Source organism: uncultured Ramlibacter sp. (genome assembly GCF_936925435.1).
GTDB lineage: Bacteria > Pseudomonadota > Gammaproteobacteria > Burkholderiales > Burkholderiaceae_C > Ramlibacter.
In genome coordinates this window covers 1-25,002 of record NZ_CAKZHQ010000054.1, presented here as the reverse complement: position 1 = coordinate 25,002, position 25,002 = coordinate 1, and the positions used below count along the sequence as shown (strand labels likewise).

The following is a 25,002-nucleotide window of genomic DNA, read 5'->3' as shown; positions in this document are numbered from 1 at the left end:
TATGAACTTGCCGCCGTTCGGCGGCCTTCGGTCATCGATCAGCGCAAGGGCCGGAGTGTTTCCACACAGCCTCGGCCCACATCAGCATGTGGGTGGTCTCGGGCATCAGCGAGGCGAAGTCCCAGAAGGTGTCGTGCGCGCTGGCCGCCTGTGGCATGCCGTGGTGCGGCTCGGGTTTGACGGCGTGGACCAGGTCGGGGAATTTCATCGCGTCCTGGATGAAGAACACCGGGATGTTGTTGCCCACCAGGTCGTAGTTGCCTTCGCGGGTGTAGAACTTGACGGCGAAGCCGCGCACGTCGCGCACCGTGTCCGCCGAGCCGCGCTCGCCGGCCACGGTGGAAAAGCGGACGAACACCGGCGTGCGCGTGCCCGGTTCCTGCAGGAAGTCGGCCTTGGTGACCTGCGACAGCGACTTGGTCAGCTCGAAGTAGCCGTGGGCGGCACTGCCGCGCGCATGCACAGCCCGCTCGGGGATGCGCTCATGGTCGAAGTGGGTGATCTTCTCGCGCAGGATGAAGTCTTCCAGCAGGGTTGGCCCGCGCACGCCTGCCTTGAGCGAGTTGTGGTTGTCGGGGATGACGCCGCCCTGGTTGGTGGTCAGCAGGTTTTGCGGCTCCTGCGTCGAAGCCTCCAGCTGCTTGAGCTTGGCGCTGTCACCGGCCTTGGCCTTGGGTTTGCTGCGCTGGGGATCCTGTTTGGGCTGTGCCATGGCGACTCCGGAAAAACTGTGTTGCTGCGGACAAAAAGAAGGCGACGCGCCCTGCGAGGTGCGCCGCGCTGCGGATGGGGATCACTGGGTTTCGAAATCGAGCAGGGCCCGGATGGTGTTGGCCACCGCCACCGCGGCGACCATGCCGGCCGCGCCGGCCACGCTCCAGATCAGCCAGTCCGGGATGCCGGCAAGCAAGTCCATGTCCACTCCTTGAAGGGCCAGACCCGGCAAAGGGTCAATGGCTGCCAGCTTAGGCAAACTCATGGGTGCTACCCGTAGCCGGGCAGCGGGCCGGTTTGTCAGCAAGCGTGGTCAAACGCGGTAGGACGGCTCCCACACGAAAAAAAGCGCCCGCGTCCTACCCCGTAACGCCGCGCCAGGCAGCACGATGGGAGCTCACCCATCGAAAGGAACGAGCCATGCAGCTGCGAAGACCCAGCCGGACGCGCCCGGGCAACACTGTTGCGGCGCAGGGCGAGACCCAGGCACCCAAGCGGGTGCCGCGCCTGCCGCATGAGCGCGACGAGTCGGCGGACAGCCAGCCGCAGGGCGAGGCGTCAGGCCGTCAGATGGGAAAGATGGCGCACACCGACCTGGCACAGGGCCGGGTCGACACCGACAAGGGGCCGCCCATGGGTGCGGCCTACGACAAGCTCAAGCGCTAGTGAGTTGGACGCCGAATCAGGAGGCGCGCGTCGCAAGCGCCGCGCGCATGGCGTCGATCACCGCCTTGTAGTCGGTCTTGCCAAAGATGGCGCTGCCGGCCACGAAGGTGTCGGCGCCGGCGGCCGCCACCCGCGCGATGTTGTCGGTCTTAATGCCGCCGTCCACTTCGAGCCGGATGTCCTTGCCCGACGCATCGATGCGCTTGCGCGCCTGCTCGATCTTGCGCAGCGCCGAATCGATGAAGCTCTGGCCGCCAAAGCCCGGGTTCACGCTCATGATCAGGATGAGATCGATGTCATCGATCACCCAGTCCAGCACGTCCATGGGCGAGGCCGGGTTGAACACCAGGCCGGCCTTGCAGCCCTTGGCCTTGATGGCCTGCACGCTGCGGTGCACGTGGCCCGAAGCTTCCGGGTGGAAGCTGATGTAGTCGGCGCCGGCCTCGGCGAAGGCCTGGGCCAGGGCGTCGACGGGCTGGACCATCAGGTGCACGTCGATCGGCACAGCCTGGCCCGCGGGGGTCTTGGCATGTGGCTTGAGCGCCGCGCAGACCATGGGGCCGAAGGTGAGATTTGGCACGTAGTGGTTGTCCATCACATCGAAGTGGATCCAGTCAGCGCCGCTGGCGATGACGTTCTTCACTTCCTCGCCCAGGCGGGCGAAGTCGGCCGAGAGGATGGACGGGGCAATGCGGTGGATTTTGCTCATGGCCCGATTTTCGCAGGTTGGACTAGCAGTTACCATCCGCCGATGGCCAAGTACCAGTTCAAGGTGGATGTCGTTCCCCAATATGTGCCCGAGCAGTCCTCGCCGGCCCAGGGCATCTATAGCTTCTCTTACAGAATCACCATCACCAACAGCGGCGAAGTGCCGGCCCAGCTGATCTCGCGCCACTGGGTCATCACCGACGCCGCCGGCCAGGTCGAACAGGTCAAGGGCCTGGGCGTGGTCGGCCACCAGCCCCTGATCCCGCCGGGCGAAGCCTTCCAGTACAGCAGCGGCGCCCGCCTGCGCACGCCCTCGGGCACCATGCAGGGCAGCTACTTCTGCGTGGCCGAGGACGGCGAGCGCTTCGAGGTGGAGATCCCGGTCTTCGTGCTGGACGACGGCAGCGCCCGCGTCCTTCATTGAAGCCCCAAGCTGTGGCTGACCTCAACCAGCTGCTGGACAGCGTCGACCCGCAAGCCCCATTGGCCCAGCGCCATCTGTGGGTGATCGCCCTGTTGGACTGGGTGCGCGGCAAGAGCGACGCCCAGCCGGGGGCGGCCGCCAGCCGCGTGCGCCTGCTGCTCGATGCGCTGGACGCGCGGCCGGAGGCGCGTGAGCGCGTGCGGGCCTGGTGGCTGGTGCTGGCCAACACGGTGGACGGCGCGGTCTGGCTGGCCGACTTCGGCTTTGCCGCGCGCATGGCCTTTCTGAGCGAACTCAATGAGCGCATGCGGCAGAAATTCCTGCCCGCCACGCCCGAGACCAGCGACAGCGCCGAGCTGTTCAGCCTGGCCATGCCGCACCCGCGCGACGCCGCCTGGATCGCCGCGCTGGACGCCGACACCCTGGCCCGGCTGGCCCAGCTGCTGACAACGGCCTCGCCTGTGCCGGGCCTGACGCACTGGCAGCACGAGGTGCTGGAAGCCATCAACTACTGCGCCAGCCAGATCAGCGCGGCGGGATTTTCGGCTGGCCTGCGCCAGCGCATGAGCACGCCGGCGCGCGAGATGCAGCCCTTCCACGACCTGGCGATGGACGTGCAGGCTTTTCGCTCGGCCTTCATCGCCACGCCGCGCGAGGCCGAGGCGGTGGATGCGGCCGCGGCGCGCCTGCGCGAGCGCCTGGAAGCCTGCCGTGCTGCCGCGGCCAGCGTCTACCCGCACCTGAACGAGCACGGCATCTCGGTCGGCCTGGTCTTCATGCTGCGCCAGCTGCGTGAGCGCCTGCTGCGCGTGCGCGAGCTGATGGACTGCCTGCTGGCGGCCGAGCCGACGGCCAGCGCCGCGCGCCTGGTTGGCCGGCTGGCGGCGCTGGGGCGCGAGCGGCGCAGCCTGCGCGCCCTGCTGGCGGCCAATTCTTCGCTGCTGGCGGCCAAGGTGGCCGAGCGCAGCGCCGAGACCGGCGAGCACTACATCACCCGCACGCCGGCCGAATACCGCGGCATGCTGGCCCAGGCCGCAGGCGGCGGCGCCGCCACCGCCATTACGACCTTGGCCAAGTTCGCGCTGGGTGCCCTGGCCCTGGGCGCCTTCTGGGCGGGCTTCTGGGCTGGCGCCATGTATGCCGCCAGCTTTGTCTTCATCCAGCTGATGCACTGGACCCTGGCGACCAAGCAGCCGGCCATGACGGCGCCGGCGATGGCGGCCAAGCTCAAGGACCTGAGCTCGCTGGCCAAGGTGGAGGAGTTCGTCGACGAGGTGGCCTACCTGGTGCGCTCGCAGGCGGCGGCGGTGGTGGGCAACGTCGGCATGGTCGTGCCCTGCGTGCTGGCCATCAGCCTGGCCATGCAGTGGGGTCTGGGCCATCCCATGATCGACCGCGTCGAGGCCGACCATGTCTTTCACACGCTGCACCTGCTCAACCCCACGACGCTGCTGTTTGCCGCTTGCACCGGCGTGCTGCTGTTTGTCTCCAGCCTGATTGCCGGCTGGACCGAGAACTGGTTCGTGCTGCACCGGCTGGACTCGGCCATGCGCTACAACCCGCGCATCACGGCGGCGCTGGGCACGGCGCGCGCCGACCGCTGGGCCAGCTTCATGCGGCGCAACATCTCTGGCTTTGCCTCCAACATCTCGCTGGGCTTCATGCTCGGCCTGGTGCCGCCGGTGCTGGCCTTCCTGAGCATCGGCCTGGAGGCGCGGCACGTGACGCTGTCGTCCGGGCAGCTGGCGGCAGCGGCGGCCGCCTATGGACTGGACGCGCTGACCATGCCCGAGCTGTGGTGGTGCGCCGCCGGCATCCCGCTGATCGGCATGCTCAACCTGGTGGTGAGCTTCTTCCTGGCCTTTCGCCTGGCCCTGCGAGCGCACAACGTCAGCGGCGTCGACCGCATCCGCATCCGCAGCGCCGTGCTGGCACGCTGCCGCCGACGCCCGGCCAGCTTCTTTCTCCCTGTGCGGGACTGAATCGGCACGTAGCCCCCGTACAAAGGGCTTGAGTAGCTATCAATTCAGTAGCATTCCGATGGCGCATCCTCCTACAAGCCCAGCCATGGGGTGCTGCTACAGTGCCCGCCGGGGGACACGCAATGCATGAAATCATGGCCATCTGGTCCGAATGGCTCAAGCCTTCGGCCGGTCTGCCCACCGTCCAATGGTCCATCCTGCTGGCCGTGGCGGCGGCGGCGGGCCACCTGATCCAGCGCTATACCGGACTGCCCAAGGTGGTGGGCTACTCGGTGATCGGTGCCCTGGCCGGTCTGGCGGGCTTTTCCGGCGCGGCCTGGCCGCTGCAAGGCATCAGCCTGTTCCTGCTGGAACTGGGCGTGGCCGTGGTGCTGTTCGAGGCCGGCGGGCGCATCGCCCTGCGCTGGTTCCGCCACAACCCCATGGTGCTGCTGCAAAGCCTGCTCGAGGCCGCACTGACCTTCGTCTTCGTCTATTACCTGCTGGGATGGGCCGGCGTGCGGCCCGCCGTCGCCGAGGCCCTGGCCCTGATCGCCATGGCCTCCTCGCCGGCGGTGCTCAGCCGGGTGGTGATGGACACCCGCGCCGCCGGCCCGGTGACCGAGCGGGCCATGGTGCTGGCCACGCTGAGCACCTTGTACGCGCTGACCCTGGTGGCCGCGCGCGCCGGCATGATGCACAGGCCGGAGGCCGACGCCGGCCTGAGCGACACCTTCTACCCGGTGCTGGTGGTGCTGGGCCTGTCCATCGTGGTGGGCGCGGCGCTGGCCCTGGCCCTGCGCGTGGCCTTGCGCGTGATGAGCCCGACCAGCGAGAACACCTCCATCCTGCTGATCACCCTGATCGCCGCGGGCACGGCGTTGGCCGCGCACTTCGGCGGCTCGGCGCCGCTGGCGGCGCTGCTGGGCGGCATGCTGCTCAAGCAGCTCAACCCGCGGCCCTGGGCCTGGCCGCGCCAGCTGGGCACGGCCTCGTCGCTGCTGGTGATGCTGATGTTCGTGCTGGTCTCGGTGGTGGCAGCCAAGGCCGACTGGAATCCGGCGGTGGCCGGCCTGGTGGCCCTGCTGGTGGTGGCGCGCGGCGTCGCCAAGGTGTTGGGCGTGGGCCTGGCCAACTGGGGCAGCGGCCTGTCCTGGCGCCAGGCCTTGTGGACCGGCAGCGCCATGTCGCCGATGTCTTCGGTGGCCCTGCTGCTGGTCTCGCAATTCATGGCCTCTTCGGCCAACCTGGGCCCGCGCATCGCCAGCATCGCGCTACCGGCCATCTTGCTGATGGAGGTGCTGGGCTCGGTGGTCTGCACCCTGGCCATCTACCGGGCTGGCGAGAGCTCCAAGCCCTGGGCCGTGGAGGGCGCGGGCGGCCCTGTGCAACCGGGAGAGCTGCGTGGATAGCCACCTGCGCCTGGCAGGCGATGCCGCCGCGCCGCATGACATCACGCCAAAAATGACGCTGCCAGGCGAGCCGGGGGCCGCGCCGCCGCAGGGGCTGGAGCCCTTCCACACCTCGGCGGCCCTGTCGCTGGGCGTGGAGCTGGAACTGCAGCTGGTCAACACCCACGACTACGACCTGGCGCCCTATTCCGACGAGATGCTGCGCCTGATGGCCAAGTACTCGCTGCCGGGCAACGTGGTGCCGGAGATGACCTCCAGCATGATCGAGATCTCCACCGGTGTGTGCCACTCGACCTCCGAGGTGCTGGGCGAGCTCTCGCAGATCCGCGACGCCCTGGTCAAGTGCGCCGACAAGCTCAACATCGCCATCGTCGGCGGCGGCACCCATCCCTTCCAGCAGTGGCACGAGCGGCGCATCTACGACAAGCCGCGCTTTCGCGAGCTGAGCGAACTGTATGGCTATCTGAGCAAGCAGTTCACCATCTTCGGCCAGCACGTGCACATCGGCTGCCCCAACGCCGATGCGGCCCTGCTGATGCTGCATCGCATGTCGCGCTACATCCCGCACTTCATCGCGCTGTCGGCCAGCAGCCCCTATGTGCAGGGCCAGGACACGCAGTTCGACTCGGCGCGGCTCAATTCGGTGTTCGCCTTCCCGATGTCGGGCCGCGCGCCCTTCACGCTGACCTGGGATGGTTTCAGCGAGTTCTTCGCCAAGACCACCCGCACCGGCGTGGTCAAGAGCATGAAGGACTTCTACTGGGACATCCGGCCCAAGCCCGAGTTCGGCACCATCGAGATCCGCGTCTTCGACACGCCGCTGACGGTGGAGCGCGCCTCGGCGCTGGCCGGCTTCGTGCAGTCTCTGGCTTCCTGGCTGATGCACGAGCAGCCCTTCATGCCGCAGGAAGACGACTACATGGTCTACACCTACAACCGCTTCCAGGCCTGCCGCTTCGGCCTGGAGGCGGTCTACGTGGACCCGGTCAGCGGCCAGCACATGCCGCTGCGCGACCACATCAAGCTGACCATGCTGCAGATTGGCGAGCACGCCCGCAAGCTCGGTGCCGGCCCCGGCGTGCAGATGCTGCGCGAAGACGCCGAGCTGGGCACCAACGACGCCCGCTGGCTGCGCGACAAGCAGGGCCAGGAAAGGCTGCTGGCCGAGGTGGTGCGCCAGGGGGCGGGGCGCTTCCGCGGGCGCGGCTAGCGTACCCGGCAACGCAGACCGGCTGCTATGGCGCGGCCGGCGCACCCGCCAGCAGGTCCAGCACCGTCTCGGACGGGCGGCACAGGCGGGTCGCCCAGGCCGTGACAACGATGGGCCGGTTGATGAGGATGGGGTGGGCCAGCATCTGGTCGACCAGGGCGTCGTCGGTCCAGGACGGGGCGTCCAGGCCCAGTTCGTCGTAGGGCGTGCCCTTGCGGCGCAGCAGTTCGCGCGGCGTGATGCCCATGGCCGCGATCAGGCCCAGCAGGGTGGCGCGGTCCGGCGGTGTCTGCAGGTATTCGATGACCTGGGGTTCGACACCGCTGTTGCGGATCAGCGCCAGCGTGTTGCGCGAGGTACCGCAGGCGGGGTTGTGGTAGATCACGACGGGAGAGGGGGGCTTGGGCATGGAGAGGGGCAGGGCAGGTGCAGAGCGCATTGTCAGCGGCTTGCGCTGGCGGGCCAAGCGACAATGCCGCATGGGTGAATTCGAGCTGATCGACCGTTTCTTCAAGCGTCCCGTCCAGCGCAACGCGCTGGGCGTGGGCGATGACTGCGCGCTGCTGGCGCCGGCGCAGGGCATGCAACTGGCCGTCTCATGTGACATGCTGGTCGAGGGCCGGCATTTTTTCCCCGACGTCAATCCCTTCACGCTGGGCCACAAGGCGCTGGCGGTCAACCTCAGTGATCTGGCGGCCTGTGGCGCCAGGCCGCTGGCCTTCACGCTGGCCCTGGCCTTGCCGCGCGCCGACGCGGCCTGGCTGGAGCCGTTCTCGCGCGGCCTGCTGGCGCTGGCCGACGCCCATGGCTGCGAGCTGGTGGGCGGCGACACCACGCGCGGCCCGCGGACCATCTGCATCACCGTCTTCGGCGAGGTGCCGGCCGGCCAGGCCCTGTTGCGTTCGGGCGCGCGTGCGGGTGACGACCTCTGGGTCAGCGGCACGCTGGGCGATGCGCGCATCGCGCTGGAGGTGTTGCGCGGCACGCTGCAGGCGCCGGCCGCGGTGTTCGATGCGGCCCGTGTCCGGCTGGAGCAGCCCACGCCGCGCGTGGGCCTGGGCCAGGCCCTGCGCGGCCTGGCCACGGCAGCCATCGACGTCAGTGACGGTCTGCTGGGCGATCTCGGCCACATCCTGCGCCAGTCCGGCGTCGGGGCCACGGTCGAGACTGTGCTTGCTATGGAGTTGATAGCTTATGGCGGCCATTCCACGGGTGCTGCAGGCCAATTGTCCGCCGAAGTGCAGCTGGAATGCGTGTTGGCGGGCGGCGACGACTACGAACTGGCCTTCACCGCGCCGGCCGCGCAGCGCGCTGCGGTGCAGGCCGCCGCCGCCGAGGCCGGCACGCGCGTCACGCGCATCGGCCGCATCGAGGCTGAGCCCGGCCTGCGCCTGGTGGATGCGCAGGGCGCGCCGCTGCAGCGCCGCTACGCTTCCTTCGACCATTTCGCCTGAGAGCGCGCCACCCCATGTCCACACCCGACCGCATCGACCAGCGCCTGACCGACCTGGAGATCAAGGCCAGCTTCACCGAAGACCTGGTGGAGCAACTCAACCAGGTCGTCATCCGCCAGCAGGAACAGATCGACGTGCTGGTGCGCGAGCTGGGCGCGCTCAGGCAGCAGCAACGCGACAGCGGTGGTGCGGACATGGGCCACCCGCGCGACGAGCGGCCGCCGCATTACTGAGCGCTGCGCTTTGGGCCGCCGTCCGGGCGGCCGGCTCTATCAGCTGTCCCAGTCCATCAAGACGACGCCGTAGTGTGTCTCCCACAGGATGCGCGCGCGCGTGCCCAGGGGATGCGGGTTGGGCGTGGGCGGGCCGCCCAGGCCCTGCTTGATGGCTGCCACTTCGGCCGCGGCCAGCACCGCCAGCGCGTCGTCGTGCGCCAGCGCTGGCAGGGCCGAGTCCGGACTGGCGTCCTCGTCCTGCGCCTCCTGCTCCAGCGAGGCCAGCCGGCGTCGGCGTTTCCAGGCGCCCAGGGCGGCCAGGCCGGTGGCGGCGACGGTGAGAAAAATCGGGGTGGGCATTCCAAAAATAGTGCCACAAGCCCGCGCGCATGGGGGAGCGCCACGGCCGCGCTGCCACGTAGGCCATTGCCCTGTTGGCCTACCGCGCCAGCAGCTGCTCCAGGTCCACCAGGTCGGCCATCGCCTTGTAGCCGGCGTCGCCGGGGTGCAGGTGGTCGCCGGAGTCCAGCGCCGGCAGCAGGCGGCTGGGCCGGGCCGGATCACGCAGGCGCAGGTCGAAGTCCAGCACCGCGTCGAAGGCGCCGCTGCCGCGAATCCACTGGTTGACCGCCTGGCGCACCCGCTCCTTGTCGGCGCTGTAGTGGCCTTGCAGCGGCGTGCCGGCCAGCGCGTCCTCCAGCGGCGCGATGGTGCCGGCGATGGCGCGCACGTTGTGAGCCTGGGCCTGCTGCGCCAGCAGGCGCAAGCCCTGAATGATGTCGTCGGCGCTGGCTGGGCGTTCGTGCGGTGCGAAGGGGCCGCCCGGCCAGCCCAGGTCGTTGACGCCCAGCAGCACCACCAGGGCCCGTACGCCGGGCTGCGCGAAGACGTCGCGGCCCAGCCGCTCCAGCGCGCTGCGGCCCATGCCGTCCTTGAGCAGGCGGCCCCCGGAGATACCAGCGTTGAGCACGGCCACGCCGCGCCCGGCCAGCCTTTGCGCCAGCGCATCGGGCCAGCGCGTGTCGGCGCCGGGCGTCGCGCCGTTGCCGTCGGTCAGCGAGTCGCCCAACGCCACCACGGTGGCCGGCGGCTGTGCCGTCTCCACCAGCACAGCGCTCACATAGAGCCGCGAGTTCAATTGCTTGGCGTTGGCCGGCAGCGCGGCGGCACCGCTGTGGTCGCCCTGCGCCAGATAGGCGGTCTCGCGGGCGTCGAAATGAAAGCCCGCCGGCGCGCTGGCCTGCGGCAGATAGACCGAGACCGCCACGCGCGCCAGGTCCGGTAGCGGCAGGTCCACCGGGTCGCTGGCCAGACGCGCGCCCGGCGGCAAGGTGACATGGTCCTGGCCGCCAAAGCGCAGCCTGCGCGTGCTGCCCGGCGCGATGGCCGCGCCCTGGGCCGGGCGCGCCACCCAGGCGGCGGCTATGTGCAGCGGCGCGCTGCCGCCCTCGTTGCTGAGCACCACGCGCAGACGGCTGCCGCCAATGCTCAGGCGCGCCAGCTGGCGCAGGGTCTGCTGCTCCAGGTGAGGCGGCAGGCCGCTGGGCAGGATGAAGTCGCTGCCCCAGACCGGCTGGGTGCTGGCCATCCAGCTGGGGCTCCACCAGGTGGTGGACGCCGCGGCATGCGCTGCCAACGCGACGCTCCATGCAAGGCTGGCAAGGCCGGCCTGGAGCCAGCGCAGGGCAAGTGGGATGGGCATGGTGTCTTTCAGGAGTGGGCAAGGAAAGGAAAGCGCACTTTCCGGCATGCCCAATAGCTTGAGAAGACGGCAAAATCGCATGCTTCCCATTCCAGATTCGAATCCACCATGGACAGTCTGCGCGCGATGGAGGCCTTTGTGCTGAGCGTGGAGCTGGGCAGCCTGTCGGGCGCCGCCAGGGCGCTGGGCACGACCCAGCCGACAGTCAGCAAACTGGTCGCGGCCCTGGAGCGTTCGCTGGGCGCCAGACTGCTGCGCCGCGGCACGGCGCACCTGAGCCTGACCGACGAGGGCCAGCGCTTCCACGGGCGCGCCATGCGCCTGCTGGAGGACTACCGCGACGCGGCGGCCGAGGTGCGCGAGCAGTCACAGCAGGCGAGCGGGCGCCTGCGCGTGAGCGCGCCGGTGGCCCTGGGCGAGCGCTGGCTCAACGCGCTGATGCTGGAGTTCCTGCGCCTGCATCCCAGCATCGAGATCGAGCTGCTGCTCGACGACCGCTTTGCCGATCCGGTGGAGGAGCGCATCGATGTGTCGCTGCGGCTGGGCGCAAGCCTGCCGCCCGACCTGGTGGCGCGTTCGCTGGGCCGCTGGCCGCGCGTGCTGGTGGCCTCGCCGGCCTACCTCGCGGCGCGCGGCGAGCCGCGCCGGCCGCAGGAACTGGCGGCGCACGACTATCTGCGCTACGCCGCCGGCGACAACGGCGATGTGCTGCTGCAGGGCCCGAGTGGCGCAGTGGCCGTGCCGGTGCGCAGCCGCTACCAGGTCAGCAACGCGCTGGCCTTGCTCGATGCCGTGCTCAGTGGCGCCGGCATCTCGCTGCAGCCGACCTGGATGGTGGACGACCTGCTGCGCTGCGGCCGCCTGCGCCGGGTGCTGCCCCGCCACACCGGGCCGGCCCAGCATGCCCACCTGTTGTACGCCGCGCGGCGGCAACTGCCTTTGCGCGTGCGTGTGCTGATCGACTTCCTGGCCGAGCGCCTGGCCGGCTTGCCCGGCCGCGTGGCCGATTGAACGGCCCCATCCCAAGCGACTTCTTCCCGACTTTCGGTGCGCTCTGCGCTGGGCGGGCTGGCAGGAGTGGCTTGTGGAATCAGGGCATGGGTTGGATGTGGGCGCGCTCAGGTGTAGTGGAGACGCCACGCCGATTCAGGCCTTGCATCTTGGCCAGACGATCTCCGGTTTGTGACGTACATCACACCGAAAAAATTCAACTTCACGCCTTAACTGTCGAAAACCCTAAGGTCGCCATGTGACTTGGTGCGCTCCGTAATGTAACAACTGGTGAGCGCAGTTCCTTGATTGTTAGCAGTAGTGATTTAGTAGGACAGTAATGATTGCAAAGATGTACCGCCTTGCCCCTGTGGCTGTGGCAATTTTCGCGTTCGGCGCTTCGGCCAACGCCGCTGACGAATCGGCGTTCACCTTCTCTGGCTTTGGCACTGTCGGCCTGACGACCACCAATACCAACGACGCTGACTACGTGATTGTTGGCCAACCGCACGGCGCCACCAAAAAGGCCAGCGGCGAGGTCGATAGCAAGCTTGGCGTGCAGGGCACCTACAAGCTCAACAGTACATTCTCGGGCACCGGCCAGTTGCTGACCAAGCAAAACGGCGACGGCAACTTCAAACCCGAACTCGAGTGGGCCTATGTCAAGGCCCAGGTCTCGCCAACCCTGGCGCTGCGCGCCGGCCGCATGGGCGCTCCGATGTTCGCAGTCTCCGACTTCCGCGATGTCGGCTACGCCAACGTCTGGCTGCGCCCGCCGCAGGAAGTCTATGGCCAGGTGCCGATCAGCCACATCGATGGCGTCGATGCGGTCTATCAGATGCCGCTCGGTACCAGCAATGTCTCTGCCCAAGTGTTTGCCGGTCAGTCGAGCTCGGTGTACGAGCACAACGACCTGGACGTGAAGAAGCTGGTCGGCGTGAACCTGGTGGCTGAACTCGCCAATGGCGTCTCGCTGCGCTTCGGCCATGCCCAAGGCAAGCTGACTCTCAGTCACCCCGCTGTGAATGGTCTGGTCTCGCTGCTGCGGACAACGCCATACGCCAGCGTCGGCAATCAGATGGACGCCACCGACAAGGGCGTCAGCTTCACCGGCATCGGTGCCAGCTACGACCAGAACAACATCATCGCCAACTTCGAATACACGAAGCGCCGCACCGATTCCTTTGTGCCGGACACGACAGGCTGGTACACGACGTTCGGTTATCGCTTCGGCAAGTTCGCACCCTATGTGACGTTGTCGCAGGTCAAGCAGGATGATTCCAATGTCGTCAACACGGTGCCCGGCGGCGCTTTGAAGACGGCAGTCGATTACGTCCTGGCCGACCAGGTTCTCAACCAGAAGACGACGGCCCTCGGCGTGCGCTGGGACGCCGTGCGCAATGTCGCACTGAAGGCGCAGTACGAGCATGTTCGCCCTGACGGCAATGGCATGTTCGCGAACGTCAAGCCGGGCTCTGGCTTCGGCAAAGACGCGGTCAACGTCTTCAGCGTTAGTGCTGACTTCGTGTTCTGAGTCCAACAGCAAACATCATGACCAAGTACATCAAGAACGCGGCGATGGCCGCACTTCTGGCCGCCGCCGGCCTGGCACAAGCCCAGGTGGCAGTGATCGTCAACCCGAAGAGCCCGAATGCCAGCATGACGGCAGACCAGGTTGCCAGCGTCTACCTCGGCAAGAGCAACAGCTTGCCCAATGGCGCAGCAGCGGCCGCGGTCGACCAGCCGGAAAGCGCCGCGATTCGCGAGCAGTTCTACTCCAAGGTGACCGGCAAGCAGGCCGCCCAGGTCAAGGCTGCCTGGTCGCGGCTGGTTTTCTCCGGCAAGGGAACCCCTCCGAAGGAACTGGCCAGCACGGCGGACATCAAGAAGTATGTCGCCGCCACGCCCGATGCAATCGCCTATATCGAGAAATCGGCCGTAGACGCCAGCGTCAAAGTGGTCCTGTCCGTCGAATAGTCGCGACTCGGGGTCGCAAAACCTCGATGCGCGCCGCTGCTGCGGCGCGCTGTCGTTTGGAGAACGAAATGAATGTGAAAACTCGAATCTGGATGCTGCCGGTCGTCGCCGCCGTCATCTTCGCCGTTGGAATCGCCGTGGTGCTGGCTTTTTCAGCCCGGACTTCTGCGGCCATTAACTCGGTCGGTTCGGTTGACTATCCCTACCTCGACTCCACAACGCAGTTCGCGGCGCAACTGGACGCGCTGGGTGCTACGGTACAGAGCGCTGTGGCCGAGGGCGAGAAAAAGAGTCTGGACGACGCAGGCGAGCGCGCGGTTGGTATTCGCAAGTTGCTCTCAACGATTGAGAAGATTGACGGGAAAAGCGCCGCCGCTGCGAAGCTGAAGGGTTTGTTCGAGGCCTATTACAGCGCCTCAGTCGAAACGGCACAGCTGTTCCTGGGAATCAAGCAGGGTGACCAGGCCGGCTCGATTCCGAAGATGCAGGCAGCGTTGAAAGCGCTGGAGACTGAACTTGCGCAGCAGCGAAAGCAGGCAGGCGAAAACTTCGCATCCGGCCTGTCCGATGCCAATGCCGGCGTGTCGGCCAGCGTGACGTCCACCATCCTCAGCGCCATCGTCGTCGTCGCAAGCCTGGTGCTGGCCTCCTTCCTCGTCATCGGCAGCGTGTGGCGCCAATTGGGCGGTGAGCCCGAATACGCCCGCGACGTGATGCGCCGCATGGCCGAGGGTGACTTGTCTCAGAAGATTGCAGTGGCCACTGGTGCAGAGTCCAGCCTGTTGGCGGCCGTGCGCGACATGTCGCAAGGCCTGGCGGCAATCGTCGCCGACGTCCGTACCGGCACTGACTCGATGACGGTGGCCTCGCGAGAGATTTCCATCGGAAACCAGGACCTGTCGGCACGTACCGAAAAACAGGCCTCATCCCTGGAGCAGACGTCCAGCAATATGCAGCAGCTCACCGAGGCGGTGCGCCAAAGCGCAGATGCGGCAGCGCAAGCCAACCAGTTGTCTGGATCGGCAGCAGAGGTGGCACAGAGGGGTGGCGCCGTTGTGGGTCTGGTCGTCTCTACGATGAACGAAATCAACGCCAGCTCGCAGAAAATCAACGACATCATCGGCGTCATCGACGGTATCGCTTTCCAGACCAACATCTTGGCGCTGAATGCGGCGGTCGAAGCGGCCCGGGCCGGCGAGCAGGGGCGCGGGTTTGCCGTTGTGGCCAGCGAGGTCCGTTCTCTGGCGCAGCGAAGTGCTGGTGCAGCGAACGAGATCAAGGAACTGATCAGCGCGAGCGTGGAGAAGGTCGAATCCGGTAGCCGTCTGGTGCGCGATGCCGGTGCGACGATGGATGAAATCGTTGCCAGCGTGCAGCGCGTCTCCAACATCGTTGCCGAAATCACCACGGCGGCGAATGAGCAGAGCCAGGGTATCGGCGAGGTCAACAAGTCGGTGACACAGCTGGACCACATGACTCAGCAAAACGCGGCGCTGGTCGAGGAGGCCGCGGCCGCCGCGACAAGTCTCGAGCAGCAGGCTCTCGGCCTTCAGACCTCGGTATCAACGTTCAAGCTGGGCTGAATAAGCGCTGGACAGTTCTTGCCCTGCAGACGGTCTGCGGGCCTGGACGATCAAAGGTTTGGGCGCTCTGCGCTGAGCGGACTGGCAGAGGAGGTTGCTGGTCCATTCTGGGTTCGAGCTGGAGGCCGAACACAGTTGTGAACGCTGGTGTTTCGCGTTGCCCTTTAAAGTTGACCGTTTTGCGCACGCTATTGCCAATTCGTGAACTCTATTCGCTGGCCCCACGGCCCCTTGCAGGCCGCCATCGTCGATCTGGACGGCACCATGGTCGACACCCTGGGCGACTTTGCCGCCGCCCTGAACCGGATGCTCGCCGAGCTGGCCCTGCCGCCGGTGGCGCGCGCCGCCATCGAGACCATGGTGGGCAAGGGCTCGGAACATTTGATCGCCTCGGTGCTGCGCCATGTGGGCGCCGATGGCGGCCTGTATGAGAAGGCCTGGGTGGCTTACCAGGCGCATTACCTGGCCATCAACGGCCAGCACTCCGACCTTTACCCCGGCGTGCTCGAGGGCTTGCGGGCGCTCCAGGCGCGCGGCCTGGTGCTGGCCTGCCTGACCAACAAGCCCACGGCCTTTGCCCTGCCGCTGCTGCGCGCCAAGGGGCTCGATGGTTTCTTCTCGCAGGTGTATGGCGGCGATGCCTTCGCGCGCAAGAAGCCCGACCCGCTGCCGCTGCTGGAGACCTGCAAGGCCCTGGGCACGGCGCCGGGCCGCACGCTGATGGTGGGCGACTCCAGCAATGACGCGCGGGCCGCGCGCGCCGCCGGCTGCCCGGTGCTGCTGGTGACCTATGGCTACAACCACGGTGAGCCGGTGCGCGCCGTCGATGCCGACGGCTTTGTCGACTCGCTGGCGGACATCGGCCGCTTTCTCGGTCTCGATTAGGCCGGCTTGCCCAGCAACGCGTCCTTGAGCTTCCAGTCGGCCGGGTTGGGGCCCAGCCAGATGCGCAGCAGGGCGTTGAAGAACTCCTGCTCCTTGAAAGGCTCGCCCTGCTGCTTGCCCATCACGGTCAGGACGGCGCCGGTGCCGGGCACCCAGTCGATCATGAAGTTGTCGCCGGCGTTGAGCTTCTTGTAGTCCGAGAAGATCTGGCTCATGCGCATCACGCCGGGGATCAGCTTGGAAAACGCCGCGCGGTCCATGTTGTCTTCCATGCCACGGGTGAACAGCTTGCCCAGTTCGCCGGAATCGATTTCGCGCAACGAGGTCAGGCTGATGCGCTTGGGGCCGGGCATGGCCAGTATTTCTTCCAGCGTGCCGGCCTTTTTGGGCAGGTACAGGCCCAGCGTGTAGACCTTGATCACGGTCTTGTAGCGGGTGCCGGCGCCATTGAGCTGCAGCTTGGTGCCGCGCATGTCGATGGTCTCCTCGTACTTGACGCCGGAGACATCCACGGTCGCCAGGGCCGCGCCAGCCAGCAGCAGGCCGGCGGCCAGCAAGGCCAGTTGTTTGAGCAGTTTCATCGTGTGTCTCCTGGGAACAGAACAGCCGTTCGCTACCTGTTGCAAATTGTTGCCCACTGCGGCAGGCCAGCTATCAGGGTTTTCGAGCGGCCTAGTCGCCTGGGCTACACTTTGGTCCATGTTCATTCACCGTACGACGATCACAGGTTTGAGCGACCGGGGAGCCTGGCCCTGGCGCAAGCCTCATTTCGTTCGCACCTGACCGCACGGGGCAGCCCGTGCCCCGCGCTTCGGCCCCGCCGGAGCAAGATTGAATGAACTGGCGGCAGGCCTTGCCGCCGAGCTTGTGGAGGCTCAGCCTTGATCACCGAACTCGAATTCAAAAGCCTTGCGTTGCAGGGCTTCAACCGCATTCCCCTCATCGCCGAGGCGTTTGCGGACCTGGAAACCCCGCTGTCCCTGTATCTGAAGCTGGCCCACGCCAAGGGCGACGGCAAGCACAGCTTCCTGCTGGAGTCCGTCGTCGGTGGCGAACGCTTCGGCCGCTACAGCTTCATCGGCCTGCCGGCGCGCACCCTGTTGCGGGCCAGCGGCTTCGGCGCCGATGCCGTGACCGAGGTGGTCAGGGACGGCAAGGTCATCGAGACGCACGGCGGCAATCCGCTGGACTTTGTCGGCGAGTACCAGAAGCGCTTCAAGGTGGCACTGCGCCCGGGCCTGCCGCGTTTTTGCGGCGGCCTGGCCGGCTACTTCGGCTACGACACGGTGCGCCACATCGAGAAGAAGCTGGAAAAGAGCTGCCCGCCCGACACCCTGGGCTGCCCCGACATCCTGCTGCTGCAGTGCGAGGAGCTGGCCGTCATCGACAACCTGTCGGGCAAGCTCTATCTCATCGTCTATGCCGATCCGGCCCAGGGTGAGGCCTTTGCCAACGGCAAGAAGCGGCTGCGCGAGCTCAAGGAACAGCTCAAGTACTCGGTCAGCGCGCCCAGCATCAAGCAGACCCAGAGCTTCCCGGCCGAGCGCGACTTCGCCAAGGCCGACTACATCGCCGCTGTGGAGCGCGCCAAGGAGATGATCGCCGCCGGCGACTTCATGCAGGTGCAGGTCGGCCAGCGCATCAAGAAGCGCTACACCGAGTCGCCGCTGTCGCTGTACCGGGCGCTGCGCTCCCTGAACCCCAGCCCCTACATGTACTACTACAACTTCGGCGACTTCCACGTGGTGGGCGCGTCGCCGGAGATCCTGGTGCGCCAGGAGCAGACCGACGAAGGCCAGAAGATCATCATCCGCCCGCTGGCCGGCACGCGGCCGCGCGGCGCCACGCCCGAGCGCGACAAGCAGATCGAGCAGGAGCTGGTCAACGACCCCAAGGAGCGCGCCGAGCACGTGATGCTGATCGACCTGGCGCGCAACGACATCGGCCGCATCGCCAAGACCGGCAGCGTCAAGGTGACCGAGGCCTTCGCGGTCGAGCGCTACAGCCACGTGATGCACATCGTCAGCAACGTCGAGGGCATCCTCAACGACGGCATGACCAGCATCGACGTGCTCAAGGCCAGCTTCCCGGCCGGCACGCTCACAGGCGCGCCCAAGGTCCATGCGATGGAGATCATCGACCAGCTCGAGCCCACCAAGCGCGGCCTGTACGGCGGCGCCTGCGGCTACCTCAGCTACGCCGGCGACATGGACGTGGCCATTGCCATCCGCACCGGCATCATCAAGGACCAGGTCCTGTACGTGCAGGCCGCGGCCGGCGTGGTGGCCGACTCCGTGCCGGAGCTGGAATGGCAGGAGACGGAAGCCAAGGCCCGTGCCTTGCTTCGCGCATCCGAACTGGTCGAGGAGGGCCTGGAATGAAACTCCTGATGATCGACAACTACGACAGCTTCACCTACAACCTGGTGCAGTACTTCGGCGAACTCGGTGCGCAGGTGGAGGTGCACCGCAACGACGAGATCACCGTGGCCGGTGTGGCTGAGCGCCAGCCCGACCTGCTGGTGGTCTCGCCCGGCCCCTGCTCGCCGGCCGAGGCCGGTATCTCGGTCGAGGCGATCCGCCACTTCGCCGGCAAGCTGCCCATCCTGGGCGTCTGCCTGGGCCACCAGAGCATCGGCGCGGCCTTCGGCGGCAACATCATCCGCGCGCAGCAGCTGATGCATGGGAAGACCAGCGAGATCACGACCACGCGCGAGGGGGTGTTCGCCGGCCTGCCCGAGACATTCACCGTCAACCGCTACCACTCGCTGGCCATCGAGAAGGCCACCTGTCCGCCCGAGCTGCTGACCACGGCCTGGACGGCCGACGGCGAGATCATGGGCGTGCGGCATCGCGAGCTGGCCATCCAGGGCGTGCAGTTCCATCCCGAATCCATCCTCACCGAACACGGCCACGCCATGCTGAAAAACTTCCTGGAGCAGACGGCATGACCATGAGCGCCGCTGGGCCGTCCCAAGGTGCGAAGGCCCCCTCGGGGGGCAGCGACCCACACGTAGTGGGGGAGCGTGGGGGCGCTATCGTGGACCTGCGCAGCGACACGGTGACGCAACCCACGCCGGCGATGCGCGCGGCCATGGCGGCCGCGCCGTTGGGCGACGACGTTTTCGGTGACGACCCCAGCGTCAACGCGCTGCAGGAGAAGATTGCTGGCATGCTGGGCTTCGAGGCGGCGCTGTTCGTGCCCACCGGCACACAGAGCAATCTGTGCGCCATCCTGTCGCACTGCCAGCGCGGCGACGAATACATCGTCGGCCAGATGCAGCACTGCTACCGCTGGGAAGGCGGCGGCGCCGCCGTCTTCGGCAGCGTGCAGCCGCAGCCCATCGAACACGAGGCCGACGGCACTTTGGCCCTGGCCGCCATCGAGGCCGCCATCAAGCCGGACGATCCGCACTTCGCGCGCAGCCGCCTGCTGGCGCTGGAGAACACCTTGGGCGGCAAGCTGCTGCCCTTTGCCTATTTGCAGGAGGCGACTGCGCTGGCCAGGTCGCGCGGCCTGGCCACGCATCTGGATGGCGCGCGCCTGTTCAATGCGGCCGTGGGCCAGGCCGCGCAAACCGGTGGCGACGCGCGCACCGAGGCGCGACGCATCGCCAGCCTGTTCGATTCCGTGTCCGTGTGCTTCAGCAAGGGCCTGGGCGCGCCCGTGGGCTCGGCCCTGTGCGGCAGCAAGGACTTCATCGCGCGGGCCCGCCGCATCCGCAAGATGGCCGGCGGCGCCATGCGCCAGGCCGGCATGCTGGCCGCAGCCGCATCGCATGCGTTGGACCACCACGTCGAGCGCCTGGCCGATGACCACGCCTTGGCGCTGCGGCTGGCCCAAGGCCTGGCGGGCATCGATGGCCTGCAGGTGGAAGCGCCGCAGACCAACATCCTGTTCGTGGACCTGGGCGGGCCGGCCAAGGTGCGGGCCAATGACTTGCTCGCGCATCTGGCGCAAGCGGGCGTGCAGGCCACCGGCCTGTACCGCCTGCGTTTCGTCACCCATTTGGACGTGGACGTCGCCGGCGTGGACCACGCCATCGCAGCCATCCGCGGCTTCTTCAGGGCCTGAGCCATGGCCATCGACCAGTTGTTGCTGTTCATCGCCGCCGGTCTGTTGCTCAATCTCACGCCGGGGCCCGACGTGCTCTACATCGTCGGTAACGCCTTGCGCCAAGGCGCGCGTGCCGGCTGCGTCGCTGCGCTGGGCATCACGGCCGGCTGCTTTGTCCACATCATCGCGGCGGCCCTGGGGGTGAGCGCGCTGATGGCCGCCTCGGCCACGGCCTTCACCGTGCTGAAGTGGGCGGGCGCCGCCTACCTGGTCTATGTGGGCCTGCGCCTGCTCTCGTCGCGCGCGCCCTCTGCTATGAATTTAGAAGCTGCTCAGGTCCAACCCATGCCGGCTATGGGCCTGAAGGACATCTTCTACCAGGGCTTCTGGACGAATGCGCTCAATCCCAAGGTGGCGCTGTTCTTCCTGGCCTTCGTGCCCCAGTTCATCGCCCCGGCCGTGCAGAACAAGAGCCTTGCCTTTCTGCTGCTGGGCCTGCTGTTCAACTTCAATGCCCTGTGGGTCAACTTCGGCTGGGCACTGGCCGCCGCCTGGCTGGCGCGCCGCGTCGGCGCCGTGCAGCGTGCCATGCACTGGCTGGACCGCGCGGCCGGCGCGCTCTTCATCGGCTTTGGCTTGAAGCTGGCTTTTTCAGACAATCCCGCAGCACACTAGAACTCCCCAGGAGAGCGTCATGCCCATCACCCCGCAAGAAGCGCTGCAGCGCACCATCGAGCACCGAGAAATCTTCCACGACGAGATGCTGAGCGTGGTGCGGCTGATCATGAGCGGCGAGTGCTCGCCGGTGATGATGGCCGCGCTGATCACCGGCCTGCGCGTCAAGAAAGAGACCATCGGCGAGATCACGGCCGCGGCCGAGGTGATGCGCGAGTTCTCCACCAAGGTCCAAGTCGCCGACAAGACCCATCTGGTCGACATCGTCGGCACAGGCGGCGACGGCTCGCACACCTTCAACATCTCGACCTGCTCGATGTTTGTCGCGGCGGCGGCCGGCGCCAAGGTCAGCAAGCATGGCGGGCGCAGCGTCAGCAGCAAGTCCGGCAGCGCCGACGTGCTCGAGAGCCTGGGCCTGAACATCAACCTGCCGCCCGAAGCCATCGCCCAATGCATCGCGCAGGTGGGCATAGGCTTCATGTTCGCTCCCAACCACCATCCGGCCATGAAGAATGTGGCGCCGGTGCGCAAGGAGCTGGGCGTGCGCACCATCTTCAACATCCTGGGCCCGCTGACCAACCCGGCCAGCGCCCCCAACATCCTGATGGGCGTGTTCCACGCCGACCTGGTGGGCATCCAGGTGCGCGCCCTGCAGCGCCTGGGAGCAGAGCACGCGCTGGTGGTCTACGGCCGTGACGGCATGGACGAGGTCAGCCTGGGCGCCGCCACCATGGTGGGCGAACTCAAGAACGGGCAGGTCACCGAGTACGAGATCCATCCCGAGGACTTCGGCCTGGCCATGGCCAGCAACCGCGCGCTCAAGGTCGATACGCCCGAGCAGTCGCGCCTGATGCTCATGAGCGTGCTGGACGATGTCGCCGGATCTGCCCGCGACATCGTCATCCTCAACGCCGGTGCCGCGCTCTACGCGGCCAACGTGACGGACTCGATCAAGGCCGGCGTGGACAAGGCCCGAGCAGCCATCGAGTCCGGCGCGGCCAAGGCCAAGCTGGAGCAACTGATCCAGATTTCCAATTCACTGGCGCCCTGAACCATGTCCGACATCCTCAACAAGATCATTGCCGTCAAGCACGAAGAAATCGCCGCAGCGAAACAGCGCGTGTCGCTCGAAGCCATGCGCGCCGACGCGAACAGCCGGGTGCTCACCCGCGACTTCGAAGGCGCCCTGCGCAAGAAGATCGCCGCCGGCCAGGCCGCGGTGATCGCCGAGATCAAGAAGGCCAGCCCCAGCAAGGGCGTGCTGCGCGCCGACTTCATCCCGGCCGACATCGCCCAGAGCTATGCCGAGGGCGACGGCAAGACCAGCGCGGCCTGCCTGTCGGTGCTGACCGACCGCCAGTTCTTCCAGGGCGAGCCCGACTTCCTCAAGCAGGCGCGGGCCTCGTGCGAGCTGCCAGTGCTGCGCAAGGACTTCATCGTCGACCCCTACCAGGTCTACGAGTCGCGCTCCATGGGCGCCGACTGCATCCTGCTGATCGCCGCCTGCCTGCAGGACGGTCAAATGGCCGAGATGGAAGCCATCGCCCGCAGCCTGGACATGGCGGTGCTGGTCGAGGTGCATGACGCCGCCGAACTGGAGCGGGCCCTCAAGCTCAAGACCCCTCTGGTGGGCATCAACAACCGCAACCTGCGCACTTTCGAGGTCACGCTCGACACCACCCTGGCCATGCTCAAGGATGTGCCGGCCGACCGCCTGCTGGTGACCGAGTCGGGCATCCTCCAGCAGGCCGATGTGCACAAGATGCGCGCCGCTGGGGTCAACGCCTTTCTGGTCGGCGAGGCCTTCATGCGCGCTGACGAACCGGGCGATGCGTTGGCCGCATTGTTCGGCTGACTGCGCAATTCAATCGCAAGATGATCCGGGGGCTACAGGCCGATATGGGCTTTGAAGCGGCGCTGCCGGCGCGGCTGGCGCGCTGGGCGCCGCAGGACTGGCCGGTGGCATCGGGCTGGCGCGAGGTGGTCGACGACTTCCTGCGCAGCCCGGCGGGTGAGGGCCTGGCTGCGTTCATTCGCCAGCGGCTGGAGGCTGGCGTCGTGGTCTATCCGCCGCAGCCTTTGCGGGCCCTGGAACTGACCCCGCTGGAGGACGTGCATGCCGTCATCCTGGGCCAGGACCCGTACCACGGGCCGGGCCAGGCCGAGGGGCTGGCTTTCTCGGTGCCGGCCGGCGTCCGGATCCCACCCTCGCTGCGCAACATCTTCAAGGAGATTGGCTGCAAAGGCAGCAATGGCTCGCTCACCGCCTGGGCGCAGCGTGGCGTGCTCCTTCTCAACACAAGCCTCACGGTCGAGGATGGCCAGGCCGCCAGCCACGCCAAGAAGGGCTGGGAACAGCTGACCGATGCGCTGCTGGCCAAGGTGGCGGCCAACGCATCTCCTTGCGTCTACATGCTGTGGGGCGCCCATGCCCAGGCCAAGGCCGCTCTGATCCGCGAGACGGCGCTGCGCCACGGCCGCGACATCCTGCTGCTGCAGGCCAACCATCCCTCGCCGCTGTCGGCCAGCCGGCCGCCCCTGCCTTTCATCGGCAGCGGCCACTTCCGCCAGGCCAGCGCCTGGCTGGCCGAGCGCGGCCATTCACTGGCGTTTGAGCCGGCGTAGCTGGCGCGCCAGCCAGGGCCGGAAGCCTCGTGAGGGCGGCGCGCCAGTGGTGGTGGCCGGCCTGCTGGGCATGCGCGTGTCGTCCAGGTAGTCGCGCCGCACATGCACCGTGCCGTGCTGGCCCAGCGCCTCGTAATGGCTGTGCAGCCACTGCTTGGCGGCCGTCTGGCCGATGCCGAACAGGGCGCGCACCAGGGCCGGGTCGGCCGAGCTTTTGCTCGACGCCGAGTAGGGCTGCATGGCGGCGCCGCCGTCGATGCGGTGCAGGCGCACGTGCTTGCAGCGCCCGGGTGGCAGCGAGCCGTCGGCCAGCAGGCGGTTGACGAAGTCGATGGCGCGCATCTGGGTCAGCAAGCTGGCGTTGAAGGTCAGCTCGCTGATGCGGTCGGCGATGTCGGCCGCGCTATGCGGCGTGCGCTCGCGCTGCAAAGGATTGATCTGCACCACCATGATGTCGGCGCTGCCGCAGGCGTCGATCAGCGGCGTCATCGGCGGGTTGACCGAATAGCCGCCGTCCCAGTAGGCCTCGCCGTCGATCTCCACCGCCTTGAACAGGATGGGCAGGCAGGCCGAGGCCATCACCGCCTGGGCCGTGACCTCGCGGCCGGCGAAGATCACCGCCTTGCCGGTGTTGACGTGGGTGGCGGACACGAAGATCTTCAGTTCCGGGCTGGCGGCGATGGCCTCGAAATCGATCTCGCGCTCCAGCCACTGGCGCAGCGGGTTGATGTCCAGCGGGTTGGTCTGGTAGGGCGAGAACAGGCCTTGAAAGGCGCTGGCGAAGATGTTTGTGGGCGCAAACTCTGGCGTCAGCCCGCCCCAAAACAGGCGGGCAAAGCGCGCGTGCTGCGCGCCCGGTGTGCCCCAGGTGGTGATTTCATTCCACAGCCTGGCCAGGGCCTCGCGCGCGCCCTCGCGCGGATCGCGTCCGGCATGCAAGGCGCGGGCGTAGCCGCTGGCCAGTGCCGCGGCATTGACCGCACCGGCGCTGGTGCCGCTCAGGCCCTCCAACTGGATGCGGCCGTCGGCCAGCAAAGTGTCGAGCACACCCCAGGTGAAGGCGCCGTGGGAGCCGCCGCCCTGCAGAGCCAGGTTCAGAGTTTTCATGAAGTGATCAAGCAACATTCATGCGGCAAGCCTGGGATGGTTGCAAAAAGCTTTTTTCGCAACCGGGGAGGTGACTGGCGACACAAAACCGTGCTATATTTCGAGGTTCGCCGGAGGGGTGCCCGAGTGGCTAAAGGGGGCAGACTGTAAATCTGTTGGCTTACGCCTACGCTGGTTCGAATCCAGCCTCCTCCACCAGGCCTTTTTGAAAGGCCAGGCGAAATGTGTTGAAGCGATTTGTGAGAGCGGATTCTGTTGAATCCATTGGGATTTAGGGGAGCCTGCGGGGGTCTTTGAAGTTCGCCCGTTGCGGGAGTAGTTCAATGGTAGAACCCTAGCCTTCCAAGCTAATGACGCGGGTTCGATTCCCGTCTCCCGCTCCATGGATCGTGATGGCACGGCGAAAGGAATTTCGCCCTTGTGGCTCAGTGGTAGAGCACTCCCTTGGTAAGGGAGAGGTCGCGGGTCCGATTCCCGCCAAGGGCACCAATTCAAGCGGTGCGCGGTTTTTGATGTTGCGCCGGTGTTGATGTTGATCTAGTTACTTTTTCGGAGTCGAAAAAATGGCAAAAGGAAAATTCGAGCGGACCAAGCCGCACGTCAATGTGGGCACGATTGGTCACGTTGACCACGGCAAG

At 67.1% G+C, this 25,002-nt stretch carries 26 protein-coding genes, 3 tRNA genes and 2 pseudogenes; 23 read left to right on the top strand and 8 right to left on the bottom strand.

Translation table 11 applies throughout. From position 1 onward, the window contains the following. Positions 1-73: 73 nt before the first annotated feature. Both Q0632_RS22060 and Q0632_RS22055 read right to left on the bottom strand, forming a co-directional pair. Positions 74-712: pseudogene (locus tag Q0632_RS22060) on the bottom strand (catalase); the annotation flags it as partial. 81 nt (positions 713-793) lie between these two features. Next, the gene (locus tag Q0632_RS22055; RefSeq protein ID WP_298934339.1) at positions 794-916 is read right to left on the bottom strand and encodes a hypothetical protein; all 123 of its coding nucleotides are present in this window, start codon (positions 914-916) and stop codon (positions 794-796) included. A gap of 218 nt (positions 917-1,134) precedes the next feature. Between Q0632_RS22055 and Q0632_RS22050 the strand changes: the two genes are divergently transcribed. Further along, positions 1,135-1,380, top strand: coding sequence for a hypothetical protein (locus Q0632_RS22050; protein WP_298934337.1), 246 nt, complete (start codon positions 1,135-1,137; stop codon positions 1,378-1,380). 16 nt (positions 1,381-1,396) lie between these two features. Here the strand turns inward: Q0632_RS22050 and rpe are convergent, their stop codons facing one another. Continuing rightward, entirely contained in the window at positions 1,397-2,089 is a 693-nt protein-coding gene (rpe, locus tag Q0632_RS22045) for a ribulose-phosphate 3-epimerase (RefSeq protein WP_298934335.1), read from the bottom strand. 42 nt (positions 2,090-2,131) lie between these two features. On the opposite strand from rpe, the gene apaG reads away from it, so the two are divergent. The 4 genes from apaG (at position 2,132) to Q0632_RS22025 (ending at position 7,095) form a co-directional block, all read left to right on the top strand. After that, a complete protein-coding gene (apaG, locus tag Q0632_RS22040) occupies positions 2,132-2,512 on the top strand; it encodes a Co2+/Mg2+ efflux protein ApaG (protein ID WP_298934333.1) in 381 nt (126 codons plus the stop codon). An 11-nt stretch (positions 2,513-2,523) separates the two neighbouring features. After that, complete coding sequence (locus Q0632_RS22035) at positions 2,524-4,494, top strand: site-specific recombinase (RefSeq protein ID WP_298934331.1); 1,971 nt, start codon at positions 2,524-2,526, stop codon at positions 4,492-4,494. A 122-nt stretch (positions 4,495-4,616) separates the two neighbouring features. Continuing rightward, a complete protein-coding gene (locus tag Q0632_RS22030) occupies positions 4,617-5,885 on the top strand; it encodes a cation:proton antiporter (RefSeq protein WP_298934329.1) in 1,269 nt (422 codons plus the stop codon). 52 nt (positions 5,886-5,937) lie between these two features. Further along, positions 5,938-7,095 carry a YbdK family carboxylate-amine ligase gene (locus Q0632_RS22025; RefSeq protein ID WP_298934343.1) on the top strand — a complete coding sequence of 386 codons (1,158 nt, stop codon included), beginning with the start codon at positions 5,938-5,940 and terminating at the stop codon, positions 7,093-7,095. Positions 7,096-7,120: 25 nt separating this feature from the next. On the opposite strand, the gene arsC is transcribed toward Q0632_RS22025, so the two are convergent. Then, on the bottom strand, positions 7,121-7,504 hold the full coding sequence (arsC, locus tag Q0632_RS22020) for an arsenate reductase (glutaredoxin) (RefSeq protein WP_298934327.1): 384 nt from the start codon (positions 7,502-7,504) through the stop codon (positions 7,121-7,123). A gap of 70 nt (positions 7,505-7,574) precedes the next feature. Here arsC and thiL point away from each other — a divergent pair, with 70 nt between their 5' ends. Beyond that, complete coding sequence (gene thiL, locus Q0632_RS22015) at positions 7,575-8,549, top strand: thiamine-phosphate kinase (RefSeq protein ID WP_298934325.1); 975 nt, start codon at positions 7,575-7,577, stop codon at positions 8,547-8,549. A gap of 14 nt (positions 8,550-8,563) precedes the next feature. Beyond that, positions 8,564-8,782, top strand: a complete 219-nt coding sequence (locus Q0632_RS22010; protein WP_298934323.1) for a SlyX family protein — start codon at positions 8,564-8,566, stop codon at positions 8,780-8,782. Positions 8,783-8,821: 39 nt separating this feature from the next. On the opposite strand, the gene Q0632_RS22005 is transcribed toward Q0632_RS22010, so the two are convergent. Both Q0632_RS22005 and Q0632_RS22000 read right to left on the bottom strand, forming a co-directional pair. Then, entirely contained in the window at positions 8,822-9,124 is a 303-nt protein-coding gene (locus Q0632_RS22005) for a hypothetical protein (protein ID WP_298934321.1), read from the bottom strand. Between the two features lie 79 nt (positions 9,125-9,203). After that, on the bottom strand, positions 9,204-10,466 hold the full coding sequence (locus Q0632_RS22000; protein ID WP_298934320.1) for an SGNH/GDSL hydrolase family protein: 1,263 nt from the start codon (positions 10,464-10,466) through the stop codon (positions 9,204-9,206). Positions 10,467-10,574: 108 nt separating this feature from the next. Between Q0632_RS22000 and Q0632_RS21995 the strand changes: the two genes are divergently transcribed. From Q0632_RS21995 to Q0632_RS21975, 5 genes are all read left to right on the top strand, one after another. Continuing rightward, positions 10,575-11,477 carry a LysR family transcriptional regulator gene (locus Q0632_RS21995; protein WP_298934319.1) on the top strand — a complete coding sequence of 301 codons (903 nt, stop codon included), beginning with the start codon at positions 10,575-10,577 and terminating at the stop codon, positions 11,475-11,477. 319 nt (positions 11,478-11,796) lie between these two features. After that, entirely contained in the window at positions 11,797-12,990 is a 1,194-nt protein-coding gene (locus tag Q0632_RS21990; RefSeq protein WP_298934318.1) for a hypothetical protein, read from the top strand. 17 nt (positions 12,991-13,007) lie between these two features. Next, positions 13,008-13,433: a hypothetical protein gene (locus Q0632_RS21985; protein ID WP_298934317.1), complete on the top strand. Its 426-nt coding sequence runs from the start codon at positions 13,008-13,010 to the stop codon at positions 13,431-13,433. Positions 13,434-13,501: 68 nt separating this feature from the next. Beyond that, positions 13,502-15,016: a methyl-accepting chemotaxis protein gene (locus Q0632_RS21980; RefSeq protein ID WP_298934316.1), complete on the top strand. Its 1,515-nt coding sequence runs from the start codon at positions 13,502-13,504 to the stop codon at positions 15,014-15,016. A gap of 201 nt (positions 15,017-15,217) precedes the next feature. After that, positions 15,218-15,901: a phosphoglycolate phosphatase gene (locus Q0632_RS21975; protein ID WP_298934314.1), complete on the top strand. Its 684-nt coding sequence runs from the start codon at positions 15,218-15,220 to the stop codon at positions 15,899-15,901. On the opposite strand, the gene Q0632_RS21970 is transcribed toward Q0632_RS21975, so the two are convergent. After that, entirely contained in the window at positions 15,898-16,482 is a 585-nt protein-coding gene (locus Q0632_RS21970) for a chalcone isomerase family protein (RefSeq protein WP_298934312.1), read from the bottom strand. The genes Q0632_RS21975 and Q0632_RS21970 overlap by 4 nt on opposite strands. 300 nt (positions 16,483-16,782) lie before the next feature. On the opposite strand from Q0632_RS21970, the gene trpE reads away from it, so the two are divergent. The 7 genes from trpE (at position 16,783) to Q0632_RS21935 (ending at position 23,257) form a co-directional block, all read left to right on the top strand. Beyond that, positions 16,783-18,282, top strand: coding sequence for an anthranilate synthase component I (gene trpE, locus Q0632_RS21965; protein WP_298934310.1), 1,500 nt, complete (start codon positions 16,783-16,785; stop codon positions 18,280-18,282). Then, positions 18,279-18,851: an aminodeoxychorismate/anthranilate synthase component II gene (locus Q0632_RS21960; RefSeq protein WP_298934308.1), complete on the top strand. Its 573-nt coding sequence runs from the start codon at positions 18,279-18,281 to the stop codon at positions 18,849-18,851. Before trpE ends, Q0632_RS21960 begins: the two co-directional genes overlap by 4 nt. Before the next feature lie 65 nt (positions 18,852-18,916). Beyond that, the gene (ltaE, locus tag Q0632_RS21955; protein WP_298934306.1) at positions 18,917-19,975 is read left to right on the top strand and encodes a low-specificity L-threonine aldolase; all 1,059 of its coding nucleotides are present in this window, start codon (positions 18,917-18,919) and stop codon (positions 19,973-19,975) included. 3 nt (positions 19,976-19,978) lie between these two features. Continuing rightward, positions 19,979-20,632 (top strand): LysE family translocator, encoded by a 654-nt coding sequence (locus Q0632_RS21950; protein ID WP_298934304.1) that lies wholly within the window; start codon positions 19,979-19,981, stop codon positions 20,630-20,632. A gap of 19 nt (positions 20,633-20,651) precedes the next feature. Continuing rightward, complete coding sequence (gene trpD, locus Q0632_RS21945) at positions 20,652-21,683, top strand: anthranilate phosphoribosyltransferase (RefSeq protein ID WP_298934302.1); 1,032 nt, start codon at positions 20,652-20,654, stop codon at positions 21,681-21,683. 3 nt (positions 21,684-21,686) lie between these two features. Continuing rightward, positions 21,687-22,487 (top strand): indole-3-glycerol phosphate synthase TrpC, encoded by an 801-nt coding sequence (trpC, locus tag Q0632_RS21940; protein ID WP_298934300.1) that lies wholly within the window; start codon positions 21,687-21,689, stop codon positions 22,485-22,487. Between the two features lie 44 nt (positions 22,488-22,531). Beyond that, positions 22,532-23,257, top strand: a complete 726-nt coding sequence (locus Q0632_RS21935; protein WP_298934341.1) for a uracil-DNA glycosylase — start codon at positions 22,532-22,534, stop codon at positions 23,255-23,257. On the opposite strand, the gene Q0632_RS21930 is transcribed toward Q0632_RS21935, so the two are convergent. Beyond that, complete coding sequence (locus tag Q0632_RS21930; protein ID WP_298934298.1) at positions 23,234-24,364, bottom strand: patatin-like phospholipase family protein; 1,131 nt, start codon at positions 24,362-24,364, stop codon at positions 23,234-23,236. The genes Q0632_RS21935 and Q0632_RS21930 overlap by 24 nt on opposite strands. A 112-nt stretch (positions 24,365-24,476) precedes the next feature. Here Q0632_RS21930 and Q0632_RS21925 point away from each other — a divergent pair. The 4 genes and pseudogenes from Q0632_RS21925 to Q0632_RS21910 all read left to right on the top strand — a co-directional run. Further along, positions 24,477-24,562, top strand: a tRNA-Tyr gene (locus Q0632_RS21925). A 111-nt stretch (positions 24,563-24,673) separates the two neighbouring features. Then, positions 24,674-24,747 (top strand) — tRNA-Gly (locus Q0632_RS21920). Between the two features lie 31 nt (positions 24,748-24,778). After that, positions 24,779-24,853 (top strand) — tRNA-Thr (locus Q0632_RS21915). 74 nt (positions 24,854-24,927) lie between these two features. Next, positions 24,928-25,002, top strand: a pseudogene (locus tag Q0632_RS21910) (elongation factor Tu); the annotation flags it as partial.